This is a genomic window from Streptomyces sp. NPDC088261 (assembly GCF_044740805.1).
Taxonomy (GTDB): Bacteria; Actinomycetota; Actinomycetes; order Streptomycetales; family Streptomycetaceae; genus Streptomyces.
On record NZ_JBIURL010000006.1, the window covers coordinates 119,015 to 133,628 of the forward strand.

The window sequence follows — 14,614 nt, forward strand, 5'->3', positions numbered from 1 at the left end:
TCGAGCGACAGGATTCCCCATATCTCGGTGGATCAGCGCCCCGAACGGCACGATAAGTGGCACTCTGGCGCGGAGCACAGTCCGAGGCCGCCGGCGCAGCATCAGTTCTGAGCCCCAGTCCGGCCCGGCGGGAAAGGGACAGCGTCGCCATGGCAGACCATCAGGAAGCATCCGTCACCCTGCCGAGTGATGCGGCCTCCGTCCCCGAGGCCCGGAGATTTGTCGCGGCCCTCCTCAGGGACTGGGGGCTGCCGGGCGAGGCGGATCTGGCGGACACGGTCCGGCTGATCGTCTCGGAGCTGGCCACCAACGCCGTCCAGCACACCTTCGGCACGTCGCCGACGTTCACCGTGGAGGTACGGCTGGAGCGCGACGAGCGGCTGCGGGTCGGCGTCACCGACAGCCACCCGCGGTGGCCGCGGCGGCTGCCCGCCGCCGTGCAGCAGGACAACGGCCGCGGCATGGTCATCATCCGCTCACTGACCGCCGAGTGCGGCGGACGGGTGAGCGTCACCCCCACGGAGGAAGGCGGGAAGACGGTCTGGATCGCCCTGCCCTGGACGGCGCCGGCGCAGCGCTGACTCCGGCCCCGCGGCTCCGAGGGCCCTGTCCCCGCCCCCGTACCGCTCGAGTCGGCCCGCCGTCTCCTGCCCCGGCCCCGTCAGCGGACCCGCCCGTACCAGACGCTTCTGGACCAGATGCGCTCCAGGCGCACCACGGAGCCCCGCTTCGGCGAATGCCAGATCTTGCCCCTGCCCGCGTAGATCCCGACGTGGTAGACGCTGCTGCCGTAGTGGAAGAACACCAGATCCCCCTTCTTCCTGCTCGACGCCGAGATGTGGCGCGTCTTGTTGTACTGCTGCTGGGCCGTACGGGGGAGTTTTTTGCCCGCTTTTTTGTACGAATAGACCGTCAGCCCCGAGCAGTCGAAGCGGCGTGGCCCCGTGGCTCCGTACTTGTATGGTGAACCCTTTTTGGAGGCGGCCACCTTGAGAGCCGTCGCCGCGTGGGGCACGGCCTGGGCCTCGGACGCGGCGCCCGGTACCAGCAGCGAGCCGCCGACTGCGGCGAGCGTGAGGGCCGAGACGGCCCCCGCCCGCGAGAACAAGGACGGGACATGCGTCTGCGCAGTCATGCGCAACCCTTCGTCAGCCGCCTGTGAAGGATGACCTGTCGGGTTCGGGCTGGCGAAGTCGCCCGGCCGCGTGAGCGGCTTCACCCCGAGGGACGGCCCCTGTGCGGGCCGGCCCGTACTGCTCGGGTCCTCCACTCCTGCCGATCCACTCGTGTCGACCAGGCATCCGGAGCGGCGGCAGGACTCGGCGTCCGCCCGGACCGCCCCGCCGTGGGTGGCGGGGGCTTGTCGTCCCAGGGATCTTGACGCGGATCCGAGGGATTTCCGAGGCGAAACGACGATATGTGAATCTCATCACGTCTGACCCATACGGGTGGACGCGGGAGTTTTCGCCCGGACGGCGCGAGCCCGACGAGGGCCGCACCTGCGACGGAGCGTCACCCCTCGTTGCGCGCATGGTCACTTCGCGCAACTCGTGTCCCCGCGGTTGTCCAGTTCGCTCCTACGCCGAACGGGGGAGGCTTTCCCGTACGGACGCGCCCGTACGGGAACACTCCCTCAAGTCGCCCGTCCCGGGGGCCTTCCGCCGTCACCGCCCGCCGGCCGGGCCCGCGAGGCCGAGGGTGGCCCTGCGGGTCCGCACCACGTGATCGACCAGGCCGTACGCCCGGGCCCCGGCGGCGTCGAAGATCGTGTCCCGCTCCAGGTCGTCCCGTACCCGCTCCTCGCTCTGCCCGGTGTGGCGCGTCAGCAGCGACGCGAGCAGGTCGCGCGTCCGCAGCAGCTCGTCGGCCCGGATCATCAGGTCGGACGGCTGGCCCCGGACGGGCTCGTCGACGCCGGGCTGCTGGAGCACGACCCGCGCGCCGGGCAGCGCCATCCGCTTGCCGGGTGTGCCGGCCGCGAGCAGGGCGGCGGCGGTGGACGCCGCCTGGCCGAGGCAGGTCGTCTGCACGTCGCACCCGATCGTCCGCATCGTGTCGTAGAGGGCGGTCATGGCGCCGATCGTGCCGCCGGGGGAGTTGATGTAGAGGCAGATGTCCCGGTCGGGCGCGGCGTACTCCAGGTGGAGGAACTGCGCGATGACGTCGTTGACCGCCGTGTCGTCGATCGGGGTGCCGAGGAAGATGATCCGCTCCTCGAAGAGCTTGGAGTACGGGTCGAGCGTGCGGGTGCCGTTGCTCGTCCTCTCGCTGAACTCCGGCAGGACGTAACGCGCGGAAGGGCCGGGAACGGAAAAGCCGGGCATCGCGGGGCTCGCTTTCTGTCAAAAATGTACAGGACGTACGTCCCGTACCCTGGGGAGCATGGCCTACGAGATTCCGGTGACGCAAGCCAGGGCCGAGCTGGCGGACCTGATCAACCGCGTCGTGTACGGCGGCGAGCGGGTGGTCGTGACGCGCCACGGCAAGCCGCTGGTGGCGCTGGTCTCCGCCGCTGACCTGGAGCGACTGGAGAAGGAGCAGGAGGCGGCCGAGGAGCGGGTGATCACGTCGGTCACGTCGGTCGGGACCCTGTCGTCCGCTCCGGGCGAACGCGCGCGCTTCGGTATCGCGGCCGAGCTGCGCGGGCAGCACGACGAGCCGCCCCAGGGGCACTGACGGGCCGTTGACGGCGGAGCGGGCGGGGGCGGGAGCCCGCGCCGCCGTTGTACGCCGCCGTTGTATACGGCACTCACTCCCACGGCCCCGTCGAGGGCTCCAGTTAACGCGCCCGAAAAACTTCGGCCTTAACGTGCCAGGGACTCTTGAGCCGTCACCGGGCCGACACTGTGAGGTGGAAGCGTGCAACTGACCCCGCACGAGCAGGAACGCCTGCTCATCCATGTGGCCGCGGACGTGGCGGCCAGGCGCAGGGACCGCGGACTGCGGCTGAACCATCCCGAAGCGGTCGCGCTGATCACCTCGCACCTCCTCGAAGGCGCCAGGGACGGCCGTACCGTCGCCGAACTCATGGAGTCGGGGCGCACGGTGCTCGGGCGCGAGGACGTCATGGAGGGCGTCCCCGAGATGATCCACGACGTGCAGGTGGAGGCCACCTTCCCGGACGGCACCAAGCTCGTCACCGTCCACGACCCGATCGTCTGAGGGGCGGGACGCCGATGATCCCCGGAGAGATCCTGTACGGAGACGGGCCGGTCGCCCTCAACGAGGGCCGCGAGGTCACCCGTCTGACCGTCCTCAACACCGCCGACCGGCCCGTCCAGGTCGGCTCGCACTACCACTTCGCCGAGGCCAACCCCGGGCTGGAGTTCGACCGCGCCGCCGCGCGCGGCAAGCGCCTGCACATCGCCGCGGGCACCGCCGTGCGCTTCGAGCCCGGCATCCCCGTCGCCGTCGCACTCGTCCCCCTCGCCGGCCTGCGGGTCGTCCCCGGCCTGCGCGGCGAGACCGGAGGTCCCCTCGATGACTGACATCTCCCGCGCCGCGTACGCCGATCTCTTCGGCCCCACCACCGGCGACCGGATCCGCCTCGCCGACACCGACCTCTTCGTGGAGGTGGAGGAGGACCGCTGCGGCGGCCCCGGACGCGCGGGTGACGAGGCGGTGTTCGGCGGCGGCAAGGTGATCCGCGAGTCGATGGGCCAGTCCCGGACGACCCGGGCCGAAGGGGCGCCCGACACGGTGATCACCGGCGCGCTGGTCATCGACCACTGGGGCGTCGTGAAGGCCGACCTCGGCATCCGGGACGGCCGGATCACCGGGATCGGCAAGGCCGGCAACCCCGACACCATGGACGGCGTCCACCCCGACCTCGTCATCGGGCCCGAGACCGAGGTGATCGCGGGCAACGGGAAGATCCTCACGGCGGGCGCGATCGACGCCCACGTCCACTTCATCTCGCCGACCATCGTCGACCAGGCGCTCACGAGCGGTGTCACCACCCTCGTCGGCGGCGGTACGGGACCGGCCGAGGGCACGAAGGCCACCACCGTCACCCCGGGCGCCTGGCATCTCGCCCGGATGTTCGAGGCGCTGGAGACCTTCCCCGTCAACATCGGGCTGCTGGGCAAGGGCAACACCATGTCGAGCGACGCCATGCACGCCCAACTCCGGGGCGGGGCGCTCGGGTTCAAGATCCATGAGGACTGGGGCGCCACCCCCGCCGTCATCGACGCGTGCCTGCGGGTCTGCGAGGAGAGCGGCGCCCAGCTCGCCATCCACACCGACACCCTGAACGAGGCCGGGTTCGTCGGCGACACCCTCGCCGCCATCGCGGGCCGCACGATCCACGCGTACCACACCGAGGGCGCGGGGGGCGGGCACGCCCCGGACATCATCACGGTCGTCTCCGAGCCGCACGTGCTGCCCAGCTCCACCAATCCGACCCGGCCGCACACCGTCAACACCATCGACGAACATCTCGACATGCTGATGGTGTGCCACCACCTCAACCCGGCCGTGCCCGGCGACCTGGCCTTCGCGGAGTCCCGGATCCGGCCCTCCACCATCGCGGCCGAGGACATCCTGCACGACCTCGGAGCCATCTCGATCATCTCGTCCGACGCGCAGGCCATGGGGCGGGTCGGGGAGGTGGTCATGCGGACGTGGCAGACCGCCCACGTGATGAAGAAGCGCCGGGGCGCGCTGCCCGGCGACGGGCGCGCGGACAACCACCGGGTACGGCGGTACGTCGCCAAGTACACGATCAACCCCGCCGTCGCGCAGGGCCTCGACGGTGAGATCGGCTCGGTGGAGACCGGCAAGCTCGCCGATCTGGTGCTCTGGGACCCGGCGTTCTTCGGCGTCAAGCCCCAACTGGTCATCAAGGGCGGGCAGATCGCGTACGCGCAGATGGGCGACGCCAACGCGTCCATCCCCACCCCGCAACCGGTGCTGCCCCGGCCGATGTTCGGCGCGCTGGGCCGGGCCGCGGCGGCGGGATCGTTCAACTTCGTGGCGGAGGCGGCGATCGAGGACGGGCTGCCCGAACGGCTCGCCCTGGCCAAGAGGTTCGTGCCGATCCGCAACACGCGAGGGCTCAGCAAGTCCGACATGCGGGAGAACGACGCCCGGCCGCGCGTGGAGGTCGAACCGGACACGTTCACCGTGACGATCGACGGCGAACCGGTCGAGCCCGCCCCGGCCACTGAACTGCCGCTGGCGCAGCGGTACTTCCTGTTCTGACGTGACTGCCCGTCCTGACATCCGTGTCCGCGGCCCCGAACCCGACCGAAAGGAGCACCGGATGAGTGCCGCGGCCCTGCTCGTCCTCGCCGACGGACGGTTCCCCGCCGGCGGCCACGCCCACTCCGGCGGGGCGGAGGCCGCCGTCAAGGCGGGGCGGATCCGGGACGCCCGGGATCTGGCCGCCTTCTGCCGGGGGCGGCTGCACACCGCCGGGCTCACCTCGGCGGCGCTGGCCGCGGCCGCCGCCGGGGGCCTCGACCCGCTCGGCCTGGACGAGGCGGCGGACGCCCGTACCCCCTCACCCGCCCTGCGCGCCACCGCCCGCAGGCTCGGCCGCCAGCTGATGCGCGCGGCCCGCGCGACGTGGCCGGGCCGGGAACTCGACGCGCTCGCCGCCGCCCGGCCGCGCGGCGCCCACCAGCCGGTCGTCCTGGGCCTGACCGCACGCTCCGCCGGGCTCACGCCCGGGGACGCCGCGCACTGTGTCGTGTACGAGACCGTCAGCGGCCCCGCCACGGCCGCCGTACGCCTCCTCAGCCTCAACCCCTTCGAGGCGACCGCCGTCCTGGCCCGCCTCGCCCCCGAACTGGACGAGGTCGCGGCGCGGGCCACCACGTACGCGGCACGCGCGGCGGACGAGGGCCTCGACGCACTGCCGGCCGCCTCCGGCCCCCTGGCGGACATCGCGGCGGAGGCCCACGCGGCCTGGCCGGTCAGACTGTTCGCCTCCTGAGCGGCGAACACCCCCGGAGACACAAGCCCTCAGGGACGCAGGCCCTCACGGGCCAGAAGCCAAGGAGTCGCCCCATGCATCTCGACCACAGCCTTCCCGGGCCGGCCGCCGTCAGTGCTGACGCCGTCCGGTCCGACGGGACGCGGCGCGCGCTGCGTATCGGGCTCGGCGGGCCCGTCGGGTCCGGCAAGACCGCGACCGTCGCCGCGCTCTGCCGCGCGCTGCGCGACCGGTTCTCCCTCGCCGTCGTCACCAACGACATCTACACGCGCGAGGACGCCGAGTTCCTGCTCCGGCACGCCGTGCTGCCCCCGGAGCGCATCCAGGCCGTCGAGACCGGCGCCTGCCCGCACACCGCGATCCGCGACGACATCTCCGCCAACCTGGAGGCCGTGGAGGACCTGGAGGACGCGGTGGGGCCGCTCGACCTGATCCTCGTCGAGTCCGGCGGCGACAACCTCACCGCCACCTTCTCCAAGGGGCTCGTCGACGCCCAGGTGTTCGTCATCGACGTGGCCGGCGGCGACGACATCCCCCGCAAGGGCGGCCCCGGCGTCACCACCGCCGACCTGCTCGTGATCAACAAGACGGACCTCGCGCCGTACGTCGGCTCCGACCTCGGCCGGATGGCCCGCGACGCGAAGGAGCAGCGCGGCGAACTCCCCGTCGTCCTCACCTCGTTGAGGGCCGGCGAGGAAGGCGTCGAGCCGGTCGCCGCGTGGGTGCGGGCGCGGCTCGCCGCCTGGACCGCATGAGCGTCCGCGCCACCGCCCGGATCGTCGCGACCCGCGCGGGGCTGCCCGTCCTCGTGAGCGACGGGCCGCTGGCGGTACGCCGTACCCGCGCGACCGGCACCGTCACCGGCACAAGCACCGGACCCGCCACCGGCACCCGCCACCGCGTCACCGTCGTCGGCGCCATGAGCGCGCCCCTGGGCGGCGACCGGCTCGCGATCGAGGTGCGCGTACGGGACGGCGCCCGGCTGACCGTGGACGCGTCGGCGGCGACACTCGCGCTGCCCGGCCGGATCCCACCGGGCGCGGACACCGCCGAACCGGCCCACTACGACGTGCGCCTCACCGTGGACGACGGTGCCGAACTCCACTGGCTGCCCGAACAGCTCGTCTCCGCCCGGGGCAGCGACCTGCGGACGCGCATGACCGTCGAACTCGCCGCCACCGCCCGCCTCGTGCTCCGCGAGGAACAGGTCCTCGGCCGCCACGGCGAAGAGCCCGGCACCCTCCGCACCCGCCTCACCGTCCGCCGCGCCGGCCGCCCCCTCCTCGACCAGGAGCTGCGCCACGGGCCCGGCGCGCCTGGCGGCTGGGACGGCGGAGCGGTCCTCGGCGGACACCGGGCCGTCGGTCAACTCCTCGTCGTGGGACCGGAGTTCGAGGAGAAACCCGCGCAGCCGATCCTGCTCGGCGACACCGCCGTCCTCACCCCGCTCGCCGGACCCGGCGTCCTCGTCACCGCCGTCGCGGCGGACGCCCTGGAACTGCGGCGCGTGCTCGACGAGGCGCTGCGCCTCACCGCGTACCGCTGAGCGGGCCACCGACACCGGTTATGGGTTAGGTAAAGAATGGGCCATGAGGCCTGTTCTCAGCTGGCTCACAGGAGCGAGGATCCCGGAGTCCGATCGAACGCGTTGTCGCAGGCAGACAGCGCATCACACAGGGGGAGGTTCCACTTGAGACGTACAGCAGTGCTCGGCTCGGCCGGCACTCTGCTCGCCGGCGCGCTCATAGCCGGCGCGGTCGCCGCACCGGCGGCCACCGCCGACGCCCGGCAGACGGGGCACTCCACGTCGTACGGCGCGTCCCACAGCGCGTCCTACGGCGCGAAGGTCGCCGCCGACAGGGCCGCCAAGAAGGGCATCGCCTGGGCGGACTGTCCGGCGGACTGGTCGCTGGAGAAGCCCATCCAGTGCGGTTACGTGAGCGTCCCGCTGGACTACACGAAGCCGAACGGCAAGCAGATCACGCTCGCCGTCGACCGCATCGGCAACACCGGCACCAAGGGCGAGCGCCAGGGTTCGCTCCTCTACAACCCGGGCGGTCCCGGCGGTTCCGGCATGGCGTTCCCGCGCCGTGTCGTCACCAAGAACGCCATCTGGGCCGACGCGGCCAAGGCGTACGACTTCGTCGGGTTCGACCCGCGCGGGGTGGGCCGTTCGACGCCCATCTCCTGTGTCGACCCGCAGGAGTTCGTCAAGGCGCCCAAGCTCGACCCCGTCCCGCACAGCGAGGCGGAGAAGAGGGCGCAGCGCAAGCTGGCGGCCGCGTACGCGGACGGCTGCGTGAAGCGCAGCGGCTGGATGCTCCCGCAGATGACGACGGCGAACACCGCGCGCGACCTGGACGTCATCCGCGCCGCGCTCGGTGACAAGAAGCTGAACTACGTGGGCGTCTCGTACGGCACGTACCTCGGCGCCGTCTACGGCACGCTCTTCCCGACGCACGTGCGGCGCATGGTCGTCGACAGTGTCGTCAACCCGTCGAAGGACAAGATCTGGTACGAGGCCAACCTCGACCAGGACGTCGCCTTCGAGGGCCGCTTCCTTGACTGGAAGAAGTGGGTGGCGCAGAACGACGCGACCTTCCACATCGGCTCCACCGCCACCAAGGTCCAGCAGGCGTACGACCAGCTCCGCGCCGCCGCCAAGAAGGCGCCCTTCGGGGGCCTCGTCGGCCCGGCCGAGCTGGACAGCCTGTTCCAGAGCGCCGCGTACTACGACTCCAGCTGGGTGCCCGTCGCCTCGACCTGGAGCGCGTACCTCGCCGGTGACACGCAGGCGCTCGTCGACGCGGCGGCGCCCGACCTGTCCGACGTCAAGGGCAACATCGCCTCGGAGAACGGCAACGCGGTCTACACGGCCGTCGAGTGCACCGACGCGAAGTGGCCCACCAGCTGGCAGAAGTGGGACCGGGACAACACCCGCCTCAACAAGGACTACCCCTTCCTCACCTGGGGGAACGCCTGGTTGAACCTGCCGTGCGCCACCTGGGGCGTCAAGCAGCAGACCCCGGTCGAGGTCAAGACCGGCAAGGGCCTGCCGCCCGTGCTGATCGCGCAGTCCACGCGCGACGCGGCCACGCCGTACTCCGGCGCGGTCGAACTGCACAAGCGCTTCAAGGGCTCGCGTCTGGTCACCGAGAAGGACGCCGGTTCGCACGGCATCACCAACCTGGTGAACCCGTGTGTCAACGACCTGGTCAAGGCGTACCTGCTCTCCGGGGCGGTGGGCGGCAAGGACGTCACCTGCGGCCCGCACGCCACGCCCAAGCCGTAAGGCGGCGGGCGGGGTTGAGCTGACCGACTGATCAGCTCGAAGGGGCGGCCGGATCCACCGGCCGCCCCTTCTCCGCTTCCGGGCTCAGACCGCCGGCTGTGAGATCGGCGCGGTCCTCGGCCCGGCGACGGTCTGGTAGTCGGCGGTCCGCAACGCCAACGACCGGTCCAGGCGGGCCGCGTTGAAGAAGATCTCCTCTTCCGCCAGGAGCACCGGATCCACCACCAACTCCAGCTCCGGGTCGAAGGAGAACGGCAGGATCGTCCCGCTGACACTGCCCGCGAGCCGCTCCGCCACCTCGGGCGTCGCGAACCCCGCGTACGTCCCGCCCCACAGGGCCTTGAGCGCGCCCAGGTCCACCCGCCGGTCGCCCGGCACGACGGCCAGCGCGTAACGCTTGGTCTTCTTCCCGGTCTTGACCATCACCACGATGCATTTGGCGGCCTGCCGCAGGGTGTTGCCCCGCAGCGCGCTGACCTCCTCGGTCGCGCCCTGCGCGGCGTGCTCGATGACCCGGTACACGGCCCCGTGTTCGTCCAGCAGCCCGATCAGCTTGTCGTAGGTGTCATTCCCGTAGGTCTCGCTCACTGCGCTCCCTCTTCGTACGCTTCCGGTTCGCGAAACGTATCCTGCCGTCCCGCTCCCGCTCAGCGGCGCAGCCGGGGGAACTTCTTCGCGCCCCTCGCCTCGGCCTTCGCGGCCTCCGCCTTGACGTCCGCCGCGTACCGGTCGACGTACTCCTGGCCGGACAGTTCGAGGATCGCGTACATGATCTCGTCGGTGACGGCCCTGATCGCGGCCTTCTGGTCCTCCAGGCCCTCGTACCGCGAGAAGTCCATCGGCTCGCCGAAGCGGATGGTGACCCGCTTGATGCGGGGGACCTTCTGGCCGGGAGGCTGGATCTCGAACGTACCGACCATCGCGCACGGCACCACGGGGGCCTTCCCCCGGATCGCCATCACCGCGACGCCGACCTTGCCCTTGTAGAGGCGTCCGTCGTGCGAGCGGGTGCCCTCGGGATAGATCCCCAGCAGCTCGTCCTCGGCGAGCACCCCGAGCCCTTCCCGGATCGCCGCCTGCCCGGCCTCCTTGCCCGACCGGTCCACGGGGATCTGCCCGGCGCTGCGGAAGAAGAAGGCGGTCAGCCGCCCCTTGACCCCGGGCCCGGTGAAGTACTCGGCCTTCGCGAGGAAGGTGATGCGCCGTTTGAGGATGGCGGGCATCAGGAAGTGGTCGGAGAACGACAGATGGTTGCCCGCGACGATCGCGGGCCCGTCGGCGGGGATGTGCTCAAGACCCTCGATCCGGGGGCGGAAGAGCAGCCGCAGCAGGGGCCCGAGGAGCACGTATTTGAGCACGTAATAGAACATGGGATGCGCCCCTCACTGCTCCGACCGGCCCCGGGGCGACATTGCCCCAGGTCAGCGGGTGCCCCGGCGGGGGTCAGTGTATGCGCACCCGCACCCGCGTGAAAGCGTCCGCGACGAGCCCGGCGAAAGGTGTCCGCGTCGCGCCGCCGTCGTGGCCGGGTCGGCGTAACGGGACGTGAAAGCTTCGATTGATCTGGTCTACGGTGAACCTCATGGACGAACAGGGCGAGCACTTCGATGTCGTCGTACTCGGGGCGGGTCCGGGCGGTTACGTGGCTGCCATCCGGGCCGCGCAGCTGGGTCGGAGCGTCGCGGTCGTGGAGAAGAAGTACTGGGGCGGTGTCTGTCTGAACGTGGGCTGCATCCCCACCAAGGCGCTGCTGCGCAACGCGGAGCTGGCGCACATCGTCACGCAGGAGGCGAAGACCTTCGGCATCCGGTTCGACGGCGAGGTGTCCTTCGACTACGGCGAGGCGTACCGCCGCAGCCGGCGGGTCGCGGACGGCCGCGTCAAGGGCGTGCACTACCTGATGAAGAAGAACGGGATCACCGAGGTCGATGGGCACGGCGCGTTCGCCGACCCGCACACCCTCCACGTGACCCAGCCGGACGGCAGCAGGCGCGTCATCGGATTCGACGATTGCATCATTGCCACGGGTGCCTCGACCCGGCTCCTTCCCGGGACCGCCGTCAGCGACCGGGTGGTGACGTACGAGGAACTCATCCTCAGCGACCAGCTCCCGGAGTCGATCGTCATCGCCGGGGCCGGAGCCATCGGCATCGAGTTCGCGTACGTGCTGCGCAACTACGGCGTCAAGGTCACGATGGTCGAGTTCCTCGACCGGTTGGCGCCGCTGGAGGACGAGGATGTCTCGGCGGAACTGGCCAGGCGCTACCGCAAGTTGGGCATCGAAGTTCTCACGTCGACCCGGGTCGACCGGATCGACGAGTCCGGGCCGCGCGTGCAGGTCACTGTCACCGCGAAGGACGGGTCGTCCCGGGTCCTGGAGACCGACAAGGTCCTCCAGGCCATCGGGTTCGTGCCGAACGTGGACGGCTACGGCCTGGAGACGACCGGAGTGGCGCTCACCGAGCGCGGCGCGATCGACGTGGACGGCTACTGCCGGACCTCCGTGCCGCACATCTACGCGATCGGCGACGTGACCGCCAAGCTGATGCTCGCGCACGCCGCCGAGGCCATGGGGGTCATCGCCGCCGAAACCCTCGCCGGCGCGGAGACCATGGAACTCGACTACGTCATGATTCCGCGCGCCACCTACTGCCAGCCCCAGATCGCCAGCTTCGGCTGGACGGAGGCGCAGGCGCGCGAGCGGGGATTCGACGTCAAGGTGGCGACGTTCCCGTTCACCGCGAACGGGAAGGCCCACGGCCTGGGGGACGCGAAGGGCTTCGTGAAGCTGCTCAGCGACGCGCGCCACGGCGAGATCATCGGCGCGCACCTGATCGGCCCCGACGTCACCGAACTGCTCCCCGAACTCACCCTGGCGCAGAAGTGGGACCTCACGGTGCACGAGGTCGCGCGCAACGTGCACGCCCATCCGACGCTCGGTGAGGCCATCCAGGAAGCGGTCCACGGGCTGTCCGGGCACATGATCAACCTGTAGGCCGCCGCCCCGGTGGTGGGCCGGCACACGCCACGTGTCAGCCCACCACGGACCGCGCCACCCGGAATCCCACGTCGTCGATCCGGAACGTCGGATGGCTGCGCCGGCGCACCGAGGCGCGGCAGCTCCAGTGCTCGTCGAACCAGCCGCCGCCCCGCAGCACTCGGTACGAGGCGTAGACCTCGGGGTCGTACAGGTCCCAGCACCACTCCCACACGTTGCCCACCATGTCGTACAGGCCCCAGGCGTTGGGCCGCTTGCCGCCCACCTCGTGCACGTGGTCCAGCGAGTTGCCCCGGTGCCACGCGATGTCGTCGAGCTGTCCGTACCGCGCGTCGGTGGTGCCCGCCCGGCAGGCGTGTTCCCACTCGGCCTCGGTCGGCAGCCGGTACCCGTCGGCGGACGTGTCCCACGTGACGGTCCCGGTGTCGTCGGGGAGAGCGGGGAGGTCAGGAAGGGAGGGGCGGGACGGCGGGGCCGGGAGGTCGTACGCGGGCGTCAACCCCTCCCGCTCCGAACGCGCGTTGCAGTAGCGGACCGCGTCCCCCCACGACACCCCCTCGACCGGCAGCCGCCCGCCCCGCGCGGTGATCGGAGCGAGGCCGGTGACCGCGGCGTACGACGCCTGGGTGACGGGGAAGACCCCGAGCAGGTACGGCGCCACCTCGACCGGCCAACTGCGCTGCGTCCGCCGGTCGGACAGCGTCACGCGCCCCGGGGGGACGGCTGTCATCGTCTCGTCTTCTGCGCTCGGTCCCATGAACGGATGATCTTAGCGGCTCCGGACTGCTGTCAGTCGAGGTGGAAGACCTCCTCCGCCGGCGCCCACCACTCGCCCTCCCCCGCGTCCTCCACGGGCTGCTGGCAGGGATCGGTGCGCTCCCACCACTCCCGTGTGACCGGATCCGCCGCGATCGAGGCCATGTCGGCCTCGTAGTCGTCCCCCGTGTACTCCAGGTAGCTGAAGAGCACCCCGGCGCGCAGGAAGATCGAGTAGTTGGCGATGTGCGCGCGCTTCAGCGCCGCCAGGACGCCGGGCCAGGCCGCCGCGTGCAGTGCGCGGTACTCGGCCTCCTTCTCCGGGCGCAGGCGGATGACCGAGGCGAATCGCCGAGTGGTGGGCTGGGGCACGGCCCGTCCTCCCTGGGTGGCAGTGGCAGTTGCATTGGTTGTGACAGCGGCTTGTGGGGGTCCGACTCGATGGATCTGGTTCATCGGACGGGATGGACCCTATGTATCAGCGGGCCAACAGGCAACGGTTGCGGCGTCCATGGGTGTTTTGTCTGGATTGCTCGATTGAATCAGCCACTCTCCGAACGGAGTTTGGCGCAAACCTTCCCTTCGCCCCACGCCGGTGTCATAGTGACCGCGCCGATAGATCTGATTCATCTGAACTTGAGGAGGTTGCGTGGTGTCAGGCCCTGCCGGTCCCGCGTCCGGCGGTACGGACGACGCGTCCGACCGCTACCGCCCGGGGTACGAACTCGTCGCGGAACAGCTGCTGAACCACATCGCCGAGCAGAACCTGCTCCCCGGCGACCGGCTGCCGACCGAGAAAGGACTGGCGGAGATCCTCGGGGCCACCCGCAACGTGACCCGCGAGGCCGTCAAGGTCCTCGCGGCGATCGGCCGGCTGAGCGTCCGCAGGGGAGCCGGCATCTTCGTGGCGTCCTCGCCGGGCGCGCTGGGCGACGACCGGCTCGCCCACTTCCAGCCGACGAGCATGGAACACGTCCTCATGCTCCTCGACTACCGCCGGCTCATCGAGTCCGAGACGGCGAGACGGGCGGCGACCCTGGCCACCCCGATCGAGGTCCGGGCGATCCGCGAGGCGGCCAGCACCTCCCTGGAGGCGGGGGAGGCGGACGACGTCGAGACGTTCGCCCGCGCCGACGCGCTGTTCCACGACTCGGTCGGCGTCGCGGCGCACAACGTCTTCCTGCGCTCCAGCGTGGCCAACGTCCGCAGCTTCGCGGCGCAGTCGGACGTCCTGCTCTTCCACGGCGACGTGCCGGGCTCCCTCCGGATCGCCGGGACGCAGCACCTTGCCATCGCCGAGGCCATCGGCTCGGGGGACGCGGAATCCGCGGTCCGGCTCATGGCCGAGCACATCTCCACCACCCAGACCCAGTTCGAACGCAAGATCCGCGACCGGCTCTTCAACCAGCCGGACCACACCACCGGCCCCGCGGCCACCCCGCCGGCGCCGGAGGAGCGACAGCAGACTTCGGCCTCGTAGCGGACGTCTCGCGAGAGACGCGCACAGGCCGGCGAAAACCCCGCAGGAACGACCCGGAGCACCCTTCCGGCCCCGTACGCCACCACCCCATTCGTCCCTGGCAGTCGATTGGAATTTTCAGTGTCGAAATTTCCCGGCACTCTCCGCACC

General features: G+C 71.1%; 17 protein-coding genes and 1 riboswitch. Of the genes, 11 read left to right on the forward strand and 6 right to left on the reverse strand.

Going from position 1 to position 14,614, the window contains the following annotated elements:
• Positions 1 to 149 precede the first annotated feature (149 nt).
• The gene (locus ACIODU_RS14475) at positions 150 to 581 is read left to right on the forward strand and encodes an ATP-binding protein (RefSeq protein ID WP_401767515.1); all 432 of its coding nucleotides are present in this window, start codon (positions 150 to 152) and stop codon (positions 579 to 581) included.
• A gap of 80 nt (positions 582 to 661) precedes the next feature.
• Here ACIODU_RS14475 and ACIODU_RS14480 read toward each other — a convergent pair whose 3' ends face one another.
• Both ACIODU_RS14480 and ACIODU_RS14485 read right to left on the reverse strand, forming a co-directional pair.
• Positions 662 to 1,135, reverse strand: a complete 474-nt coding sequence (locus ACIODU_RS14480) for a C40 family peptidase (protein WP_401767516.1) — start codon at positions 1,133 to 1,135, stop codon at positions 662 to 664.
• A 3-nt stretch (positions 1,136 to 1,138) separates the two neighbouring features.
• Positions 1,139 to 1,310: riboswitch (cyclic di-AMP (ydaO/yuaA leader) on the reverse strand.
• 354 nt (positions 1,311 to 1,664) lie between these two features.
• Entirely contained in the window at positions 1,665 to 2,324 is a 660-nt protein-coding gene (locus ACIODU_RS14485; protein ID WP_401767517.1) for an ATP-dependent Clp protease proteolytic subunit, read from the reverse strand.
• A gap of 58 nt (positions 2,325 to 2,382) precedes the next feature.
• On the opposite strand from ACIODU_RS14485, the gene ACIODU_RS14490 reads away from it, so the two are divergent.
• From ACIODU_RS14490 to ACIODU_RS14525, 8 genes are all read left to right on the forward strand, one after another.
• Positions 2,383 to 2,676 carry a type II toxin-antitoxin system Phd/YefM family antitoxin gene (locus ACIODU_RS14490; protein ID WP_401767519.1) on the forward strand — a complete coding sequence of 98 codons (294 nt, stop codon included), beginning with the start codon at positions 2,383 to 2,385 and terminating at the stop codon, positions 2,674 to 2,676.
• A gap of 183 nt (positions 2,677 to 2,859) precedes the next feature.
• Positions 2,860 to 3,162: an urease subunit gamma gene (locus tag ACIODU_RS14495; protein ID WP_356432671.1), complete on the forward strand. Its 303-nt coding sequence runs from the start codon at positions 2,860 to 2,862 to the stop codon at positions 3,160 to 3,162.
• Between the two features lie 14 nt (positions 3,163 to 3,176).
• On the forward strand, positions 3,177 to 3,488 hold the full coding sequence (locus ACIODU_RS14500; protein ID WP_356432669.1) for an urease subunit beta: 312 nt from the start codon (positions 3,177 to 3,179) through the stop codon (positions 3,486 to 3,488).
• Positions 3,481 to 5,202, forward strand: a complete 1,722-nt coding sequence (locus ACIODU_RS14505) for an urease subunit alpha (RefSeq protein WP_401767522.1) — start codon at positions 3,481 to 3,483, stop codon at positions 5,200 to 5,202. Before ACIODU_RS14500 ends, ACIODU_RS14505 begins: the two co-directional genes overlap by 8 nt.
• 61 nt (positions 5,203 to 5,263) lie before the next feature.
• Positions 5,264 to 5,938: an urease accessory UreF family protein gene (locus ACIODU_RS14510; RefSeq protein ID WP_356432663.1), complete on the forward strand. Its 675-nt coding sequence runs from the start codon at positions 5,264 to 5,266 to the stop codon at positions 5,936 to 5,938.
• Positions 5,939 to 6,012: 74 nt separating this feature from the next.
• On the forward strand, positions 6,013 to 6,693 hold the full coding sequence (ureG, locus tag ACIODU_RS14515; protein WP_401767524.1) for an urease accessory protein UreG: 681 nt from the start codon (positions 6,013 to 6,015) through the stop codon (positions 6,691 to 6,693).
• Positions 6,690 to 7,484: an urease accessory protein UreD gene (locus ACIODU_RS14520; RefSeq protein WP_401767526.1), complete on the forward strand. Its 795-nt coding sequence runs from the start codon at positions 6,690 to 6,692 to the stop codon at positions 7,482 to 7,484. Before ureG ends, ACIODU_RS14520 begins: the two co-directional genes overlap by 4 nt.
• Before the next feature lie 144 nt (positions 7,485 to 7,628).
• Complete coding sequence (locus tag ACIODU_RS14525; RefSeq protein ID WP_401767528.1) at positions 7,629 to 9,230, forward strand: alpha/beta hydrolase; 1,602 nt, start codon at positions 7,629 to 7,631, stop codon at positions 9,228 to 9,230.
• Between the two features lie 84 nt (positions 9,231 to 9,314).
• Here ACIODU_RS14525 and ACIODU_RS14530 read toward each other — a convergent pair whose 3' ends face one another.
• A complete protein-coding gene (locus ACIODU_RS14530; protein ID WP_401767530.1) occupies positions 9,315 to 9,818 on the reverse strand; it encodes a YbaK/EbsC family protein in 504 nt (167 codons plus the stop codon).
• A gap of 59 nt (positions 9,819 to 9,877) precedes the next feature.
• Positions 9,878 to 10,600 (reverse strand): lysophospholipid acyltransferase family protein, encoded by a 723-nt coding sequence (locus ACIODU_RS14535; RefSeq protein WP_356432649.1) that lies wholly within the window; start codon positions 10,598 to 10,600, stop codon positions 9,878 to 9,880.
• A 212-nt stretch (positions 10,601 to 10,812) separates the two neighbouring features.
• On the opposite strand from ACIODU_RS14535, the gene lpdA reads away from it, so the two are divergent.
• Positions 10,813 to 12,225 carry a dihydrolipoyl dehydrogenase gene (gene lpdA / locus ACIODU_RS14540; protein WP_401767533.1) on the forward strand — a complete coding sequence of 471 codons (1,413 nt, stop codon included), beginning with the start codon at positions 10,813 to 10,815 and terminating at the stop codon, positions 12,223 to 12,225.
• Positions 12,226 to 12,262: 37 nt separating this feature from the next.
• Here the strand turns inward: lpdA and ACIODU_RS14545 are convergent, their stop codons facing one another.
• Both ACIODU_RS14545 and ACIODU_RS14550 read right to left on the reverse strand, forming a co-directional pair.
• A complete protein-coding gene (locus ACIODU_RS14545; RefSeq protein WP_401767535.1) occupies positions 12,263 to 12,985 on the reverse strand; it encodes a formylglycine-generating enzyme family protein in 723 nt (240 codons plus the stop codon).
• Positions 12,986 to 13,017: 32 nt separating this feature from the next.
• Positions 13,018 to 13,356, reverse strand: a complete 339-nt coding sequence (locus ACIODU_RS14550; RefSeq protein ID WP_401767537.1) for an L-rhamnose mutarotase — start codon at positions 13,354 to 13,356, stop codon at positions 13,018 to 13,020.
• 277 nt (positions 13,357 to 13,633) lie between these two features.
• Between ACIODU_RS14550 and ACIODU_RS14555 the strand changes: the two genes are divergently transcribed.
• On the forward strand, positions 13,634 to 14,464 hold the full coding sequence (locus ACIODU_RS14555) for a FadR/GntR family transcriptional regulator (RefSeq protein WP_401767539.1): 831 nt from the start codon (positions 13,634 to 13,636) through the stop codon (positions 14,462 to 14,464).
• Positions 14,465 to 14,614: the final 150 nt, after the last annotated feature.